Raw genomic sequence first — 15,844 nt, forward strand, 5'->3', positions numbered from 1 at the left:
TCGGTGGGGTCTTCAATCCCGCTCGCGTACGCACACCAACACGCAATGGCACTCTCACCGCCGTACGTCTCCGTCGCCGACGGCCGCACGATTACGACCAGCATCGTCCGGGCGCTGGCCGTCGTCCTGGCGGCGTTTTTCTTCGCCGCCATCTTCGGCCAGCTCGGCGCGGCGCTGCTGGGCGCCACCGCGCCGCTGGACGCGAGCACGACACCGGCGACGGTCTACGCGGCGGTGAACGCGATATCGTTCGTCGGGTTCCTGCTGGCGGCGGTCGCGTACATACAGGTCAGAGACGACCGGTCGCTCGTCTACTTCCGGACGCCCCGGCTGTCTGACTTCGGGTGGGCGCTGGTCGGTCTCGCGGGTATCCTCGCCGGCTCGCTCCTGATGGGCGTCGTCGTGCAGGCGCTCAGCGCGCTGGTCGAGACGCTGTTCGACGTCGGCGTCGAGACGGGCCAGAACAGCATCATCACGCAGGGCCGCCAGAACCCCGTCCTCTTTCTCTACATGGTCCCGGTGGCGCTCTTTTTCGTCGGTCCGGCCGAAGAGCTCGTCTTCCGCGGCGTCGTTCAGGGGCTCTTCCGGCGGGCCTTCGGCGTCGTCCCCGCCGTCGCGCTCGCGAGTCTCCTCTTCGGACTGGGCCACTATCTCGCGATCAGTTCCGGGAGCGCGTGGACGTACATCCTCGTCGCCAGCGCCCTCGGCGTCGTGCTCGGCGCGGTGTACGAGTACACCGAGACCATCGTCGTCCCCGCGCTGGCCCACGGGCTCTGGAACGCCGGGTTGTTCGTGGTGAACTACTACGTCGCGACGACGGGCGCCACGCTACCGTCGTAAGCCGTGCGACAGCTGTCTGACGGGTGTTTAAGCTGTACGCGGCCTATATCCATGGCATGTCAACCCGGTACACGGTCGTGTGCGAGGACGGCCAGGCCCGGGCTATTCAAATGCTAGCCCATCGCTACGGCATCACCGAGGAGGAAGTGCTGCAACAGCTCATCGAGCTCGGGCTCGAAGACATCGAAGAGCGGCCGGTTTAGGCGGGGTTCTTTCTGGAGAGCGAGGAGCCACACACCGGACAGCGGTCGTGGTTCTCGTCGAACTCGCGGCCGCAGCCGGCACACTGGAAGCGCCACTCCCGCGTCTCGCTGATGCCGTCGCGGGCGATGACCTCGACGCGCACGTCCAGTTTCTCCGCGACGTTTTGCATGGCGTAGTCGTCGGTGACGAGCGGGCAGTCGAGCTCGAAGGCGGCGGCGACCAGCCGGATGTCGGTGTCCGAGAGCTCGGCGAGGTCGCCCGTCTCGCGAGCGGCGCGTTCGATGCGCTCGACCGTGTTCTCCTCCGGGATGTGGAGATGCATCCCCGACCCCTCCAGCGCGTCGAACCGGTAGGCGGCCTCCCCTTCGAGCTCCTCCTGTACGAGCGGAATCGTGGCTATCTGCTCGTCGGTGTGATAGTCGTTGATGAAGGCGGACGAATCGAGAACGTACATTTACCGTTGAATTATCATATGGTCTTTGACGGCTTTGACCCGTTCGACGGGGACCATCAGCCGGCCCTTGTCACTGTACTCGAAATCGGTGTTGCGAAGTGACTCCGCCGGGTCGATGATGAGGTGGTTCAGCGACCCCGAGGAGAGGTCCATCGTGATGTTGTAGAGGCTTCCCATCTCCGCCCCGTCGCTGCCCATGACGTCCTTGCCCGAGAGGTTCTCGGCGAGTAGTTCAGCCATACCCCCCTTTCTGAGCGAGATTACATAAACGCCACGGGGCGTCTGACGGACGCAGTACAATTTTAACCCCAGAGTTCACACGGAGAGCCATGAAAGGAAACCGGCGGCACTTCATCGCCGCACTGACAGCGGGCGTCACCGGGACACTGGCCGGCTGTGGCGGCACGGAGAGCGCGACACCGAGCGAAGCGTCGACCGAGACAGACACCGACTCGCCGGTGGAGACACAGACAGACACCGACTCGCCGATGGAAACGGAGACCGAGACGGACGCGACCGGAACGCCTGACTCGGCCGGTCAGACGGTCGTGGTCGCACCGGACGGGAGCCTGCGCTTCTCACCGGAGTCGTTCACCGTTCCGGCGGGCAGCACCGTCACCTGGGAGTGGGGCGGGAACGGCCACAACGTCAAAGCCGAGACGACGCCCTCCGGCAGCGACTGGAGCGGCACGCCCGGCGACGGCAGCACCACGTATGGCAGCGGCCACACCTACAGCCACACGTTCGAGACCGCCGGCGAGTACGAATACTACTGTGCGCCCCACCAGAGCGTGGGGATGACCGGGTCCTTTACTGTCACCGAGCAGTAGCGAGACACGTCGTTTCGTGGGAGCGACTGGGGTCACAGCGGCACCATGACGACGAACTTAACTACTGTGGCCGACACCTTCCAGTAACTTCTGAGGCCCATCTATGTCTGATCAGGAAGCCACCACAGAGACGGAGCACACCCTTCGGACACCGATTGTCGCCGTACTCGGTCACGTCGACCACGGGAAGACGAGCCTGCTCGACCGCATCCGCGGCTCGGCCGTGACGGCGGGCGAATCCGGCGCCATAACCCAGCACATCGGCGCCACCGCGGTCCCGCTTTCCGTCATCTCGGACATCGCCGGGGAGCTGGTCGACCCGACGGACTTCGACCTGCCCGGCCTCCTGTTCATCGACACGCCGGGTCACCACTCGTTTTCCACGCTGCGGTCCCGCGGCGGCGCACTCGCCGACATCGCCATCCTCGTCGTCGACGTCAACGACGGCTTCCAGCCCCAGACGCTGGAGGCCATCGACATCCTCAAACGCACCCAGACGCCCTTCATCGTCGCTGCGAACAAGATAGACACAGTGCCGGGCTGGAACCCCAACGAGAACCAGCCGGTACAGGTGACGATGGACGCCCAGTCCGACCGCGTCACGTCGGACGCGAACGAGAAGCTCTACGAGATCATCGGCGAGCTCTCCGACAACGGCTTCTCGGCCGACATGTACTGGCGCGTCCAGAACTTCCAGGCCAACATCGGCGTCGTCCCCGTCTCCGCCGAGACCGGTGAGGGCATCCCGGACCTCCTGACCGTGATGATGGGGCTGTCCCAGCGCTACATGAAAGAAGAGATGGAGATCGACGCGTCCGGGCCGGGCGTCGGCACAGTGCTGGAGGTCAAGGACACCCAGGGCTTTGGCACGACGCTGGACGCCATCATCTACGACGGGACGATTCGAGCGGACGACACCATCGTCGTCGGCGGGCTGCAGGGCCCCATCGTCACCGACGTGCGCGCCCTCTTGCGCCCGCGACCGCTCGAAGAGATACGCACCGAACAGGAGTTCGAGCAGGTCGACGCCGTCGCGGCGGCCGACGGCGTGAAAATCGCTGCGCCGGACCTCGACGACGCCATCGCGGGCGCGCCCATCCGGGTGCTCCGGGACCGGGACCGCGCCGAGGTCATCGCCGAAGTCGAGGAGGAGCTCTCCGAGATAGAGGTGACCACACAGGAGGAGGGTGTCGTGGTCAAAGCCGACACGCTGGGTTCGCTGGAGGCCATCTCCAGTACGCTCGCCGAGGAGGAGATTCCCATCATGCGCGCCGAGGTCGGCGCCGTCGCACCCCGTGACGTCCGCGTCGCGGAGACGGCCAACGAGCCGACCCACCGGGCCATCCTCGCCTTCTCCGTCGACGTGCTGGACGACGCCCGGCGGCTGGCCGAACAGGAGGACGTGAAGCTGTTCGAGGACGACGTCATCTACCAGCTCGTCGAGGGGTACGACGACCACGTCACCGCGATCGAGGAGTCCCAGCAGGAGCAGATTCTGGAGAACATCACCCGCCCCGCGAAGTTCCGGGTGCTCCCCGACCACACCTTCCGGCAGAACGACCCCGCCGTCGTCGGCGTCGAGGTGCTCTCGGGCGAACTCCGGCGCAACGTCAACGTCGTCAAGTGGGATGGCAACGAGCCAAAGCGGGTCGGCCGGCTGAAATCGCTCCAGGACGAGGGCGAGGACGTTGACTCGGCCCGCGCCGGCGAACAGCTCGCGGCCTCCATCGACGGGCCGACGGTCGGCCGCCAGATAGAGGAGGGCGACGACCTCTGGGTGGAAGTGCCCGAGAAACACGCGAAGATACTCGAACAGGAGCTCAAAGAGGAGATATCCGTCGACGAGCGCGAGGCGCTGTCGATGTATCTGGAGAACCACCGGAATCGGGACCCGTTCTGGGGGAAGTAGCGAGGTCGGAGCGTAGCGACGACCTCGTAGCGAGTGCAGTGAGTAATAATATTTAATTAGTAGGCGTGTCTGTTGGGAGACAAGATGACCGAAGTGGCCTCACTCTCCACGGCTGACTTCGTGCTCGCGAGTATCGCCCTGGTGATGACGCTGGCGGCCTTTGGCGCCGTCGTCACCTCTCTCAGCGTCGCCGTCGCCTTCGGCGCGGGCTCGATTCCCGCGACCGGCTCTATCGGCTACGCGCTGTTTTACAACCCGCCGACGGACACGTAGCGCCCGCTCACTCGGACCCGGAGTGTTCTAGACTCCCGATCAGCGTCAGAACGTTTGCCGCCTCCCCGTCGGTCTGTTGTGGATAGATACCGACGGCGACGACGAAGTCGCCCTCGTGTCTGAACTTCGTCGCGTGGACGTACACGTCGACCGGTGTACCGGCGAGCGTGGCCGTCCCCTCGAACTTCTTCACTGCGGTCGACTGACCCAGCGTGGTCACGTTCTCACTGCCGACCTGACTGCCGACGCTGATGGCGGAATACTGCGAGTTGGACTGTGCCAGTAGCTCCCGTTCCGAGAGGTCCTCGATGGGGTTGAACGCCTGACCGGCGACCTCGACCTCGGGGCTTGCGACGGCGACGAAGACGCCGGCTCGCTGTGAGCCCAGCGGCCCCAGCGAGATGTCGCGCTCGTACTTCGCGAGCTGGTTCGTCACCTCGACCTGTCTGGTCTGGTCGGCCACGGTGAAGTTCCGCGTGACGTTCTGGGTGCGCTGTGCTCGCTGCTCGTAGCCCGTCTCGGAGACGGCCTCGTCGCTCGCCGTCGCCGGCGAGGCGCTGAACGCGAGTGGTTCGCTCCCGGTGATGAAGCCACAGCCGGCGAGGGGTATCGCACAGGCGACTGCCAGCAACGCGGCGTACTGTCGGTTCACGGTAGGGTCTCTTCGAGCCCGCCAATAAGTATACTGTCCGCGACCGAAAGCCAGCGGGTCACTGGCGGCTCGGAAAACGGGGTGAGTTCGACCCCCGGCGGGGTCGGTTACTGCGCCGTCGGCGAGCTGTCGTCGCCGATGACCTGTTTGACCTGTAGCGCCGCCGACGCGGCGATGCCCTGTGCGAGGTCGTCGCGCTCCTCGGCGGAGATAGTCGCGCTGTCCGGGTCCTCGGGCCGGTAGTCGGCGCTGACGACAGAGCCGACCGGCGGCTGGACCGCGATAGTCGCTCGCGGTCCCGTCTCGCTGTCACTGACCTCCGAGCCCACCACGAACTCCCCCGGCAACAGCTCCCGCGTTCGAGCCGCGACGCTCGCGAGGTCGCGGCGCAGCGTCTGGCGCTGCTCCCGCGTGAGCGTCACTTTCTCCGTCTCGCCACCGAAGGGCGAATTTCCGTACATGAAGGTTCTCTCTGCCGTAGGTAGCTGACGGATAAAAACCCAGTGGCTTGGCCACAATGTTGCCGTCGAACCGTCCACCGGCGAAAGCCGGGCTTACGCGACGGGATGGCTCTCGCCGTACGTCGCGATGACGACACAGCTCGCGTGCGTGTCCGCCGGGGCGACGGACTCGACGCGGACGTCCTCCTCGACGAACTCCCAGTCCCGGAGCTCGCGACCGGCGGCCAGCCCCTCGCGAATCTCCGCGCGGACCGCGTCGGGGTCACGGCCGTCGACCTCGTAGAAGATGCCCGGGCCGTCTTCGCTGCGCGCCCAGCCGATACCGGCCGCGGCCCGTTCGCCCGGCGCGGCGGTCGCGGCCGACTGAACCACTTCGAGGGCCTCACCGGGCGGGCCCAGGTCGGGTGCCGTCCCGGCGAGTTCGATAGCCGGGCCGGCCGGGATGACCGACGAGAGCGTCACCAGATTGTAGTTGTGGACGCCCGCTGCCGCGAGCGCCGCGTCGTACGACGACAGCGCGGTCGGGCCGGTTGCGGTCCCCCACACGACCCGGATGGTGCTCATATCCGTCCGTGGACGACCCGGCCGCTAAGGAGTTTCGCTTCGGCCACAGCCACGCGGTGAAGCCCGTCCTACCGGGGCTGGGGTCGCGGCGACAAGCCGGGCTTATCGCGCCCGCCGCCGTCGCCGTCCTCGACAACGCGGCGATAACAATAGACAAGCAGCCCTTCCCAGCGGGTGATGCAAGTCACCTATCTCGAATCGGCGGCGGTGCTGATCGAGTCCGAAGACACCTCAGTCCTCTGTGACCCGTGGCTCGTCGACGGCGCGTACTACGGGTCCTGGGCCCACTACCCCGACCCCGATTTCGAGCCAGAGGATTTCAACGACGTGGACTACATCTATGTCTCGCACGTCCACCCGGACCACTTCCACCCCGGGACGCTTGAGCGGATGGACGACGATATCCCCGTCCTCATCCACGACTACCGCTGGGACTACCTCGCGGACGCCGTCGAGGACCTCGGGTTCGAGGCGATCGAACTGCCCCACGACGAGCCCTACGACCTCAGTGAAGACACTCACATCAACGTGCTGGCGGCCGACGGCTGTGACCCCGAACTCTGTGGCAACTTCTTCGGCTGTTCGTGGTACGACACGGAGGCCGACCAGACCGGCTCCACGCAGGTCGATTCGATGGCCGTCATCGACGACGGCGAGGGGACCGTCGTCAACACGAACGACTGCCCCTACCCCATCGCCGAGTCCAGCTGCGAGAAGATCAAGGCCGACTACGGCGACATCGACCTGCTCTGTCACCAGTACAGCGCCGCGCAGTTCTACCCACAGGCCGTCACCAACTACGACCACGAGGAGAAGATCGCCGAACGGGACCGCGTCATCCGGGAGAAACACGAACTCGCTCTGAACTTCATCGACCTCTTCGAGCCCACCTACTACCTGCCCTTCGCCGGCGAGTACGTGCTGGCCGGCGACCTCGCGGAGCTCAACGAGTACACCGCGAACCCGCCACGCATCGAGGCCAAGGAGTTCTTCGAGGCGAACACGGGCGAGGAACACGAGTGTGTCTTCCTCAACTCGGGCGAGCACATCGACACTGTCACCGGCGAGCGGTCGGCCCCCTTCGAGCCCATCGACCAGGAAGCGAAACAGCGCTACATCGAGGAAGAGCTCGCCCCCCGAGAGTTCGAATACGAGTCCGACCCGATGCCGACGCTGACCGAGTTCCGGTCGTACGTCCCGCTGGCCTACGAGAACATGGAAGGCAAGCGAGCCAACATCGGCTTCGAGACGGACACGACCGTGGTGATTCCGCTGGTCGACGGCGTCTGTCTGGAGCTGTCGATGGACGGGTCGGGTTTCGACTACACCACCGACCTCGACCTCGACGACTACGACGACGGCTGGGTGAAGATGGACGTGGACCCGCGGCTCCTGATGCGCCTCTTCGAGGGGCCCCATCAGGCGTACTGGGCCGACGCCAAGATCGGCTCACACATCGGCATCAGCAAGGAACCCGACATCTACGAGCGCGGCCTCTACAACTGTCTCGGGGAGTTCCACGCCGACGGCGCCGACGTGCAGGCGACGGCGAGTCACGAAACCGACGCCAGTGTCGCCGACGACTGAGCACGGTAGCGGTGGCCGTGAGCGAGTGCCGTGGCCCTGCCACGGCCGAGCGAAGACGGGGAAGGGCAGGCTGTCCGGAGTGAGCATCCGACGACGAAGTCGTCGGTTCTACCGCGGCGCGCGGACTACCGCGGCGCGCGGACTACCGCGCCGCCTCGCGGCGCGACAGGAGCACGTCGCGATTTTTCCCCATGTTTTTGCCCGAGCGAGCGCGCCGAAGGCGCGCGAGTAAGGTGCAAAAAGAGGGTGCCCGTCAGGCGAAGGCGACCGGCTGACTGCCCGACTCCTCGTCCTGACTGATTTTATCGAGCGCGTCGTGGAAGTCCCCCTGCTCGACGGTCGTCCGGTCGTCGCGGATGGCGAACATCCCGGCTTCCGTCGTGAGCGAAGCGATTTCGGCGCCCGAGAGCCCCTCGGTCTCGGCGGCGAACGCGGCCAGGTCCACGTCGTCGGCGAGGTTCATGTCCTCGGTGTGAATCTCCAGAATCCGCTCGCGGCCCTCGACGTCGGGGTTTGGCACCTCGATGAGGCGGTCGAACCGGCCCGGGCGCAGGATGGCGCGGTCGAGCATGTCGAAGCGGTTCGTCGCCGCGATGATGCGGATCTCGCCGCGGTCGTCGAACCCGTCCATCTCCGAGAGCAGCTGCATCATCGTCCGCTGGACCTCGGCGTCGCCGCTGGTCTTCGATTCGGTGCGCTTGGCGGCGATGGCGTCTATCTCGTCGATGAAGATGATGGCGGGCTGGCGCTCGCTGGCGAGCTCGAAGAGGTCACGAACCAGCCGAGCGCCCTCGCCGATGAACTTCCGGACGAGCTCGGAGCCGGCCATCTTGATGAAGGTGGCGTCGGTCTCGTTGGCGACGGCTTTCGCGAGCATCGTCTTGCCGGTGCCGGGCGGACCGTGCAGCAGGACGCCGCTCGGGGGCTCGATACCCACGTCGCGGAACTGCTGGGCGTTCAACAGCGGCTCCTCGACGGCTTCCCGCACTTCGACCATCTCTTCTTCCAGCCCGCCGATGTCGTCGTAGCTCACGTCGGGGGAGCGCTCGACCTGCATCGCCTGGGCCCGGGAGTCCGTCTCGGCCTCGAGGATCTGCTTGACGCTGAAGGAGTCGTTGATGGCGACGCGGTCCCCGGCTTCGAGCGTGTCCCGGATGGAGGGCGAGACCTCGGTCAGCACCTCCTGGTTGTTGCCGTGCTGTTTGACGACGACGCCGTCGTCGGTGAGCTCCTCGGCCGTCGCGATGTAGAGCGAGGAGGTCTTCAGGGTCTCGTTCTCTCGTTCGAGCTGGTCGACGTCGTCCGAGAGGTCGGACTGGCGCGTTCGGGCGCTGTCGAGTTGCTCTGTGAGCTGTTCGTTGACGCGGACTATCTCTTCGAAGTGGTCCCGGAGCGCATCGAGACGCTCTTCTGGCGTCATCTCTGGGTCGAGGTCCAGGCGGGGCCGTTCCGGAAGCGAGGGACTGCGCGACATTTGACTGCCCGGTACTACACGGTTGAGACACAAAGTGCCTTTGGGTCACACACCCCGGTTCGTGTCGGCCGGCAGTCCGGTTCGGGACCGCTACCGGCCGGCCTTACTGGAGGCTGGCGAACTCGTCGAGATACTCGCCGTAGGTGTCGAGCGCCGACTCGACGGGGGCCGGCGTCGCCATGTCGACGCCAGCGCCCCGGAGCAGCTCCAGCGGGTACTCCCGGGAGCCACTGGACAGGAAGTCGATGTAGCGCTGTGCGGCGGGGTCGCCCTCTTCGAGGATGCCGTCGACGAGTGCGACGGCCGCGGAGATGCCCGTCGCGTACTGGTAGACGTAGAACGCACGATAGAAGTGGGGGATGCGCATCCACTCGCGGGCGATGCGGTCGTCGAGCTCGGCCGGCGCGTAGTAGTCGCCCTTGAGCTCGGCGTAGAGGTCGTCCAGCCGGTCCGGAGTCAGGGGCTCGCCGGCCTCGGCCATCTCGTGGGTCCGGTGTTCGAACTCGGCGAACATGGTCTGGCGATACAGCGTCGAGCGGAACCGTTCGAGATACTCGTTGAGGACGTGTCGGCGCAGTCGCTCGTCCTCGACGGTGTCGAGCAGATGGTGCGTGAGCAGCGTCTCGTTGACGGTGCTCGCGACTTCGGCGACGAAAATCTCGTACCCCGAGTAGACGTAGGGCTGGGACTCGCTGGTGTACTCCGAGTGCATCGAGTGGCCCAGTTCGTGTGCCAGCGTGTACATCGACTCCACGTCGTCCTGGTAGTTCATCAGGATGAACGGCTGGGAGTCGTAGGTCCCGCCCGAATAGGCGCCGGACTGCTTGTGCTTGGTCTCGTAGACGTCGACCCACCGCGAGTCGAGCCCCTCGGCCAGCCGGGACTGGTAGTCCTCGCCCAGCGGCGCGACGGCCTCGGTGACGTACTCACAGGCCTGCTCGTAGCTGACCTCTGGCGACTCCTCCTGGACCAGCGGGACGTAGAGGTCCCACATCCGCAGCTCGTCGCCGTCGACGGAGTCACGCTTCAACTCGGCGTGGCGGTGGAGTTTGTCGAGGTTGTCGTGGACGGTGTCGACGAGTGTGTCGTACACCTCGCTTGGCACGTTGGGCCCGTTCAGCGCGGCCTCGCGGGCGGTGTCGTAGTTGCGGGCCCGGGCCAGCTTCACGTCGGTCTTGACGGCGTTCTTGTGGGCGGTACCGACCGCGTTCCGGACGCCGTGCCACTCGTCGTAGAACGCCTCGTACACCCGCTTTCGGAACTCGCGGTCGGGGTGTTTCTGCAGCGTCGTGAAGTTGTTCAGCGTGATCGACTGGTCGCCGCCGTCGGGTCCCTCGACCGTCGGGAACTCCATGTCCGCGTTGGCCAGCATGTTGTACACCTCACCCGAGGCCCCGGTGACCTCACCGAGCTCCGCCAGCAGGTTCTCGACCTCCGTCGAGCGGGTGTGGGGTTTCATCCGGAGCACGTCGTCGAAGTAGTGCTCGTACGGTTCGAGGGCGGGCTCCGCGTCGACCAAGTCGTCGATGTCGCCCTCGTCGAGCGCCTGCAGTTCGGGGTCGAGGAACGAAGCGGCCGAACTCGCGTCGGAGGAGAGCGACTGCGACCGCGCTGTCAGCGCCTGATACGTGTCGTCGGTCGTGTCCTCGTCCCGCCGCATGCGGGCGTAGGAGGCGACGTTCGACACTTTCCGCATCAGCTGCTCGTAGGTTTCGAGCGTGGCAAGCAGGGTGGCCGCGTCGTCGGTCGCCCGGCCCTCGTAGGCCGCCAGGTCCTCGACCAGTTCCTCGGCTTCCTCGTAGGCTTCCTCCCACTCCTCGTCGTCGGCGTAGAGGGATTCGAGCGCCCACTTGTACTCCTCGTCGATGTCGTCGCGTGCGGGTACCGAACTCATGTGCGTCGGGGTAGGGAAGGCGCCGAAGTAAGCCTTTCCGGGCGACAGTACCACCAAGAACCGCTTACGATTCACCTCTCACGGACGGACCACCGGAGCCCTGCTCGTCCCGCACGACGAAGTAGAGGACCCAGAGGACGACGGCGCCGATTCCCCCCAGGAACCCGCTGAGGAACGACCCTGCGCCCCACGCGAACGCGTGACTGACGTTCCGACGCTTCGCGTCACGGTATATCCAGACGGAGACGCCCAGATTAGCGAGGAACAGTAGTCCCATCATCCCGAGGATGATGAACAGTTCTACGTTGACCGGACTGCCTGCCTGAAGTGGGACTATCACGACTTACCGCTTGAGAAGGGGGGAGTATAAAAACCGAAGCCGATTTCGCGGCCGCGAACCGGTAATTCGCGGCCGCACAGGCGGTCTATAGATATCGACTGTCCGGCGACGCCATGAACTCGTCCGATTGCAGACTGCCGGCAGTAGAGCTACTGGACAACGCGCTCGCCGACGAACAGGAGAAGCGTGGCGAGGAGGAGCTGGAACGCCGTGACGCCGACCACCATTCCGCCGACCGCCAGCACGGTGCCGGCCGGTTCCACGAGACGACCGCCGTCCTGCAGGAGCTGGAGTATGACGATGCTCACGATACTACTGAGTAGAAACGTCAGGAACAACACGGTAAGCACGAACCCCCGGAACTCTGCCGTGTCCGAAACTGTGAGAAAGCCGATGGAGAGCCGATTGTGCGGGGCTTCGGCGGCGAGGGCGCGCTTCCCTTCCGGGGACAACGGCCAGTCCGACTCCTGGTAGTTGATGTAATACAGGGTGACCGAATCGGGATACGTCTCGGCGGCGACGATGTCGACCTCCTGTAGTTCGTTCAGTCGGTTCTGAACGGTTCGTTTGCTCACGTCGGGTTTGATACGAGCCTGAAGCTGCCTGGCCGAGAAGAAGGGGCGCTCGGATGAGACCATCGTCTCGACGACGTGCTGCTGTGTGAGCGAGTTGTCGAGATTGCGGTCGAGCCGATTGTCGATCCAACCCGGTAGCTCGGACACGGTACGTCGGTAGAACGGGGGAGTGATTATAAATAGGCAGCCGGATTTCACGGCCGCGAACCGGATATCAGAGCGGTTGAAGCGGTATCCGAAGCTGAGCCTTGAGGGTGACACAGCCTGCGAGAGCGGCGCTGAGTGTATCGCGTGGCCGCCTGAAACCGGAGGAGAGCCATCGAAAGCGGACTACTCCAGTTCGGAGGCCACACACTCAGCGACCCGCGCAGCCGTCCGGCGTTCGACCCGCAGGTCCTCGAACACCGAGCGGGCGCTCTCGACGGCCTCGTCGTCAGTCCGGAACGCGACGCCCGGGTAGTCGACACCCGTCAGCACCAGCGGATAGGCGGGCGCGGGAGCGACTCCCTCTGGGCCGGGCAACGGGTCGGCGGAGAAGACGCGGTCGACCTTCGAGCGCGGCGACACGCCCCGGAGAATCTCGTCGAGCAGGCCGACGACGCGCCGGACCAGCTGGCGACAGAAGCCGCCGGCCCGGAGCTGAACGACCAGCGCGTCTCCCTCCCGGTCGAGTTCGCCGGCCAGCTCCCGCACCGTCCCGTCGTCGTCGTCCGGTGTGAGGTTGTGGTAGTCGTGGCGGCCACAGAGCGCGCCGAGCGCCTCGGCGGCCAGGTCGTCGTCGGCATCCGGCGCGTACAGGAAGTAGGTGTACCGACGCTCGCGGGCGTCGTGGGTCGCGTGGAAATCGTCGTCGACCGCCGCGCTGGCCCAGACGCGCACGTCGGCGGGGAGCTCGCTGTTGAACGCCGCGGGCGTGAGCCAGTCGGGGGCCTCGAAGGCGACGGTCTGGGCGAGGGCGGAGACGCCGGCGTCGGTGCGGCCGGCCGCGGCGTACCCCTCCGGGACTCCGTCGCGCGCACAGACGCCCAGTCGGGCCAGCCCGGCGAGCAGCGCCCCCTCGACCGTCGACACGTCGGGCTGGCGCTGGAAACCGCTGTACGGCCGGCCGTCGTAGGCGACCCGGTAGGCGCGCATGGCTCGGGGTTCGGTGGGCTTGCACTTGTGGGCGCCGGCTCCGTTTGGCCGCCGACGTTTCTTTCGGGGTCCTCCTCGGCTCCGCTCGGCCGCCGACGTTTCTTTCGGGTCCCGCTCGGCTCCGTTTGGCCGCCGACGTTTCTTTCGAGTCCCGCTCGGCTCCGCTTGGCCGCCGACGTTTCTTTCGAGTCCCGCTCGGCTCCGCTTGGCCGCCGACGGAGCGGCGGCCGGGTCGCCGAGCGGACCCTTCGGATTTAGGGGACTCGGGCCCGTAGCTGGCAACAGAATGGCATCATCCGGCGAAGACGGACGCCAGTTTCCGCGCCCGCCACAGGAGTTCACCGACCGCGAAGACCGGACGGTGACGATGGACGCGTACGACGGGGAGGCCGAACCGCTGGTGTCGATGTACACCGACTTCGACGCCGACTCCCGCTCACAGGGCGTCCCGCCGCGCAAGGAGCCCGCCATCCGCGAGTGGGTGGAGGGGCTGCTCGCCGACGGCCTGAACGTGGTGGTCACCCACGACGGCGCGTCGGTGGGTCACGCCGTGTTGATGCCCGTCGGGGACGGCAGCGCGGAGTTGGCCATCTTCGTCCACCCCGACTACCAGTCGGCCGGCATCGGCACGCGGCTCATCGAGGTGCTGCTGGGCTACGGCCAGGAGGAAGGCGTCGAGCACGTCTGGCTGGCCGTCTCACAGCGCAACCACGTCGCGATGCGAGTGTATCGCTCGGTGGGCTTCGAGACGCGTCTGCGCGAACACGTCGAGATCGAGATGGAGCGGGACCTCTAGCTACTCACGGTCTACGAGCCGATCCGCGGCGCGCTCTTCGACACGTTGCTCGCTTTCGAGGAGCCGTTCCAGCCGGCGCTCGAACTCCTCGTCCGATATCTCTCCCTTCGCGTAGCGCTCGCGGAGCTGTTCGACGCCGGATTGTGCTGTCTCGCCGGTCGCGGGGTCGCTGGTCGTGGGCTCGAACTCTTGGGCGTCGCCGGCCGACTCGACGACCGGAAGGGCATCGCCGAGGACCACAACCAGCGGCAGGACGACGAGGACGCCGAGCGTGAACACCGCCTGACCCAGCGCGGCGAGGCCGAGAACGTATGCGAACGCCGACAGACCGACCGAGAGGACGGCGACGACGCCGAGGAGCTGTTGCCTCGTGAACGTGGCGTTCATATGACAACATCCGCCGACAGGAACAAAAAAATACGGTCAGCCCCTCACTCCGCGAAGTCCGCGAAAGTGGGCCGGTCGCGGTCGCCGGGGAACTCCGAGACGGGAACCGAAATCTGCTCGCCGTCGTCCATCTCCTTTATCGTCACCTCGTCGTTCTCCAGGTCGCGCTCGCCGACGATGACGACCGTCTCTGCGTTGACGCCGTCGGCGTAGCTCATCTGCGCGCCGAAAGAGCGGTCCGCGATGTCCGTCTCGACGACGTGACCCCTCTCGCGCAGGTCGCGGGCGATGCGGGCTGCCGTCGGCCGGGTGTCGCCCACCTGCAGGACGTAGTAGTCGGTCGCGAGCTCCTCGGCGGGCCAGACCCCGGCCCGCTCACAGAGCAACTGCAGCGTGGCGTGGCCCGGCGCGAACCCGACCGCCGGCGTGGGCTGGCCGCCAAAGCCCTCGATGAGGTCGTCGTAGCGCCCGCCGCCGAACACCGAGCGGGAGACCTCGCCAGTGGCGTCGAAACACTCGAAGACGACGCCGGTGTAGTAGTCCAGTCCGCGGGCGGTCGACAGCGAGAGGGTGAGCTGGTCCCGGACGCCGAAGTCCTCGGCCGCGGCCAGCACCGCCCGGAGGTTATCGGTGGCCTCGGCGACCGTCTCGGAACGGTCCGCCAGCGCGTCGAGGTCGTCCTCGCCCGTCTCCAGCAGGTCGTCGAACGCCTCGGCGTCCTCGTAGGAGAGGCCCGCCTCGTACAGCGCGTCGAGGTACTCGTCGCGGTCGACCTTCGCGCGCTTGTCGACGGCGCGGATGGCCTCGCGCGTGTCCACGCTCCCCTCGAACGATTCCAGCAGCCCCGAGAGGATGTCCCGGTGGGAGACCCGGATCTCGAAGTCGTCGTCGGCCAGCCCGAGGTCGGTGAGCATCTCGACCGCGACGGCCAGCACCTCGGCGTCGGCGTCCGGTTCCGACGACCCGAAGATGTCGACGTTGGTCTGGTAGAACTCCCGGAATCGGCCCTGCTGGACCTGTTCGTAGCGCCAGAACGGCCGCGTCGAGACCCACTTTATCGGCTTCGAGAGCGCCTGTTGCTTGGCGACGAACATCCGGGCGACGGTGGGCGTCAGCTCCGGCGTCAGCGCCACGTCGCGACCGCCCTTGTCCTCGAAGCTGTAGAGTTCCTCGACGATCTCCTCGCCGCTCTTGTCCGTGTACATCTCTGTCGGCTCCAGCGCCGGCGTGGCGATCTCCCGGAAGCCGTAGCGCCGGGCGGTCTCCTCGATAGTGTCCATCGCCCAGCGCCGCGAACCCATCTCCTCGGGGTAGAAGTCACGAAATCCCTTGACGGAGTCGTACATATCACGCCGTACAGCCAGGGCGCGCTTGAAGCTGTTCGTTCGGCTTCGCGCCCGGTCGTCCGTGACTGGACGCTCCGACCGACTGCGATGGAAAGAGTTACCCAGTCATACCGCAGGACTCCGA

Annotated in this window: 19 protein-coding genes; 7 read left to right on the plus strand and 12 right to left on the minus strand. The window is 66.2% G+C overall.

Features of this window, described 5'->3' with window-relative positions; genetic code table 11:
• Positions 1–45: 45 nt before the first annotated feature.
• On the plus strand, positions 46–840 hold the full coding sequence (locus NDI56_RS10470) for a CPBP family intramembrane glutamic endopeptidase (RefSeq protein ID WP_310919456.1): 795 nt from the start codon (positions 46–48) through the stop codon (positions 838–840).
• A 56-nt stretch (positions 841–896) separates the two neighbouring features.
• Complete coding sequence (locus NDI56_RS10475) at positions 897–1,043, plus strand: CopG family transcriptional regulator (protein WP_310919457.1); 147 nt, start codon at positions 897–899, stop codon at positions 1,041–1,043.
• Here NDI56_RS10475 and NDI56_RS10480 read toward each other — a convergent pair.
• Together NDI56_RS10480 and NDI56_RS10485 are read right to left on the minus strand one after the other, a co-directional pair.
• Entirely contained in the window at positions 1,040–1,498 is a 459-nt protein-coding gene (locus NDI56_RS10480) for an NOB1 family endonuclease (RefSeq protein ID WP_310919458.1), read from the minus strand. The two genes, NDI56_RS10475 and NDI56_RS10480, sit on opposite strands and share 4 nt — an antisense overlap.
• Positions 1,499–1,738, minus strand: coding sequence for a PRC-barrel domain-containing protein (locus NDI56_RS10485; protein ID WP_310919460.1), 240 nt, complete (start codon positions 1,736–1,738; stop codon positions 1,499–1,501).
• An 89-nt stretch (positions 1,739–1,827) separates the two neighbouring features.
• Between NDI56_RS10485 and NDI56_RS10490 the strand changes: the two genes are divergently transcribed.
• The 3 genes from NDI56_RS10490 to NDI56_RS10500 all read left to right on the plus strand — a co-directional run bounded on the left by NDI56_RS10490 (position 1,828) and on the right by NDI56_RS10500 (position 4,510).
• Positions 1,828–2,328, plus strand: coding sequence for a plastocyanin/azurin family copper-binding protein (locus NDI56_RS10490; protein ID WP_310919461.1), 501 nt, complete (start codon positions 1,828–1,830; stop codon positions 2,326–2,328).
• A gap of 103 nt (positions 2,329–2,431) precedes the next feature.
• Positions 2,432–4,237 carry a translation initiation factor IF-2 gene (gene infB, locus NDI56_RS10495; protein WP_310919463.1) on the plus strand — a complete coding sequence of 602 codons (1,806 nt, stop codon included), beginning with the start codon at positions 2,432–2,434 and terminating at the stop codon, positions 4,235–4,237.
• Positions 4,238–4,321: 84 nt separating this feature from the next.
• The gene (locus NDI56_RS10500; protein WP_310919465.1) at positions 4,322–4,510 is read left to right on the plus strand and encodes a DUF8015 family protein; all 189 of its coding nucleotides are present in this window, start codon (positions 4,322–4,324) and stop codon (positions 4,508–4,510) included.
• 7 nt (positions 4,511–4,517) lie between these two features.
• Here NDI56_RS10500 and NDI56_RS10505 read toward each other — a convergent pair whose 3' ends face one another.
• The 3 genes from NDI56_RS10505 to NDI56_RS10515 all read right to left on the minus strand — a co-directional run bounded on the left by NDI56_RS10505 (position 4,518) and on the right by NDI56_RS10515 (position 6,187).
• Positions 4,518–5,162, minus strand: coding sequence for a DUF6517 family protein (locus tag NDI56_RS10505; RefSeq protein ID WP_310919467.1), 645 nt, complete (start codon positions 5,160–5,162; stop codon positions 4,518–4,520).
• A 107-nt stretch (positions 5,163–5,269) separates the two neighbouring features.
• Positions 5,270–5,623, minus strand: coding sequence for a DUF5811 family protein (locus NDI56_RS10510; RefSeq protein WP_310919468.1), 354 nt, complete (start codon positions 5,621–5,623; stop codon positions 5,270–5,272).
• 93 nt (positions 5,624–5,716) lie between these two features.
• Positions 5,717–6,187: a pyruvoyl-dependent arginine decarboxylase gene (locus NDI56_RS10515; protein WP_310919469.1), complete on the minus strand. Its 471-nt coding sequence runs from the start codon at positions 6,185–6,187 to the stop codon at positions 5,717–5,719.
• A 177-nt stretch (positions 6,188–6,364) separates the two neighbouring features.
• Between NDI56_RS10515 and NDI56_RS10520 the strand changes: the two genes are divergently transcribed.
• Positions 6,365–7,774 (plus strand): MBL fold metallo-hydrolase, encoded by a 1,410-nt coding sequence (locus NDI56_RS10520; protein ID WP_310919470.1) that lies wholly within the window; start codon positions 6,365–6,367, stop codon positions 7,772–7,774.
• Positions 7,775–8,027: 253 nt separating this feature from the next.
• Here NDI56_RS10520 and pan2 read toward each other — a convergent pair whose 3' ends face one another.
• The 5 genes from pan2 to truA form a co-directional block, all read right to left on the minus strand.
• The gene (gene pan2, locus NDI56_RS10525) at positions 8,028–9,248 is read right to left on the minus strand and encodes a proteasome-activating nucleotidase Pan2 (protein ID WP_310919471.1); all 1,221 of its coding nucleotides are present in this window, start codon (positions 9,246–9,248) and stop codon (positions 8,028–8,030) included.
• A 103-nt stretch (positions 9,249–9,351) separates the two neighbouring features.
• Complete coding sequence (pepF, locus tag NDI56_RS10530) at positions 9,352–11,142, minus strand: oligoendopeptidase F (protein ID WP_310919472.1); 1,791 nt, start codon at positions 11,140–11,142, stop codon at positions 9,352–9,354.
• 64 nt (positions 11,143–11,206) lie between these two features.
• A complete protein-coding gene (locus NDI56_RS10535; protein ID WP_310919473.1) occupies positions 11,207–11,482 on the minus strand; it encodes a hypothetical protein in 276 nt (91 codons plus the stop codon).
• A gap of 149 nt (positions 11,483–11,631) precedes the next feature.
• Entirely contained in the window at positions 11,632–12,204 is a 573-nt protein-coding gene (locus tag NDI56_RS10540) for a hypothetical protein (RefSeq protein WP_310919474.1), read from the minus strand.
• Positions 12,205–12,387: 183 nt separating this feature from the next.
• On the minus strand, positions 12,388–13,191 hold the full coding sequence (gene truA / locus NDI56_RS10545) for a tRNA pseudouridine(38-40) synthase TruA (protein WP_310919475.1): 804 nt from the start codon (positions 13,189–13,191) through the stop codon (positions 12,388–12,390).
• Between the two features lie 286 nt (positions 13,192–13,477).
• Between truA and NDI56_RS10550 the strand changes: the two genes are divergently transcribed.
• Complete coding sequence (locus NDI56_RS10550) at positions 13,478–13,987, plus strand: GNAT family N-acetyltransferase (protein WP_310919476.1); 510 nt, start codon at positions 13,478–13,480, stop codon at positions 13,985–13,987.
• On the opposite strand, the gene NDI56_RS10555 is transcribed toward NDI56_RS10550, so the two are convergent.
• Together NDI56_RS10555 and hisS are read right to left on the minus strand one after the other, a co-directional pair.
• Complete coding sequence (locus tag NDI56_RS10555; RefSeq protein ID WP_310919477.1) at positions 13,988–14,374, minus strand: SHOCT domain-containing protein; 387 nt, start codon at positions 14,372–14,374, stop codon at positions 13,988–13,990. It abuts the gene before it with no gap.
• 44 nt (positions 14,375–14,418) lie between these two features.
• On the minus strand, positions 14,419–15,720 hold the full coding sequence (gene hisS / locus NDI56_RS10560; RefSeq protein WP_310919478.1) for a histidine--tRNA ligase: 1,302 nt from the start codon (positions 15,718–15,720) through the stop codon (positions 14,419–14,421).
• Positions 15,721–15,844: the final 124 nt, after the last annotated feature.

Source organism: Halomicroarcula saliterrae (assembly GCF_031624395.1).
Lineage (GTDB): Archaea > Halobacteriota > Halobacteria > Halobacteriales > Haloarculaceae > Haloarcula > Haloarcula saliterrae.

What these genes read in the sequence shown, in the direction of transcription:
- NDI56_RS10520 (WP_310919470.1), top strand. Translation starts at nt 6,365, where the DNA reads ATGCAAGTCACCTATCTCGAATCGGCGGCGGTGCTGATCGAGTCCGAA.
- NDI56_RS10485 (WP_310919460.1), bottom strand. Translation starts at nt 1,738, where the DNA reads ATGGCTGAACTACTCGCCGAGAACCTCTCGGGCAAGGACGTCATGGGC.
- NDI56_RS10475 (WP_310919457.1), top strand. Translation starts at nt 897, where the DNA reads ATGTCAACCCGGTACACGGTCGTGTGCGAGGACGGCCAGGCCCGGGCT.
- NDI56_RS10550 (WP_310919476.1), top strand. Translation starts at nt 13,478, where the DNA reads ATGGCATCATCCGGCGAAGACGGACGCCAGTTTCCGCGCCCGCCACAG.
- NDI56_RS10510 (WP_310919468.1), bottom strand. Translation starts at nt 5,623, where the DNA reads ATGTACGGAAATTCGCCCTTCGGTGGCGAGACGGAGAAAGTGACGCTC.
- hisS (WP_310919478.1), bottom strand. Translation starts at nt 15,720, where the DNA reads ATGTACGACTCCGTCAAGGGATTTCGTGACTTCTACCCCGAGGAGATG.
- infB (WP_310919463.1), top strand. Translation starts at nt 2,432, where the DNA reads ATGTCTGATCAGGAAGCCACCACAGAGACGGAGCACACCCTTCGGACA.
- NDI56_RS10470 (WP_310919456.1), top strand. Translation starts at nt 46, where the DNA reads ATGGCACTCTCACCGCCGTACGTCTCCGTCGCCGACGGCCGCACGATT.
- NDI56_RS10515 (WP_310919469.1), bottom strand. Translation starts at nt 6,187, where the DNA reads ATGAGCACCATCCGGGTCGTGTGGGGGACCGCAACCGGCCCGACCGCG.
- pan2 (WP_310919471.1), bottom strand. Translation starts at nt 9,248, where the DNA reads ATGTCGCGCAGTCCCTCGCTTCCGGAACGGCCCCGCCTGGACCTCGAC.
- truA (WP_310919475.1), bottom strand. Translation starts at nt 13,191, where the DNA reads ATGCGCGCCTACCGGGTCGCCTACGACGGCCGGCCGTACAGCGGTTTC.
- NDI56_RS10480 (WP_310919458.1), bottom strand. Translation starts at nt 1,498, where the DNA reads ATGTACGTTCTCGATTCGTCCGCCTTCATCAACGACTATCACACCGAC.
- NDI56_RS10490 (WP_310919461.1), top strand. Translation starts at nt 1,828, where the DNA reads ATGAAAGGAAACCGGCGGCACTTCATCGCCGCACTGACAGCGGGCGTC.
- NDI56_RS10555 (WP_310919477.1), bottom strand. Translation starts at nt 14,374, where the DNA reads ATGAACGCCACGTTCACGAGGCAACAGCTCCTCGGCGTCGTCGCCGTC.
- NDI56_RS10500 (WP_310919465.1), top strand. Translation starts at nt 4,322, where the DNA reads ATGACCGAAGTGGCCTCACTCTCCACGGCTGACTTCGTGCTCGCGAGT.
- pepF (WP_310919472.1), bottom strand. Translation starts at nt 11,142, where the DNA reads ATGAGTTCGGTACCCGCACGCGACGACATCGACGAGGAGTACAAGTGG.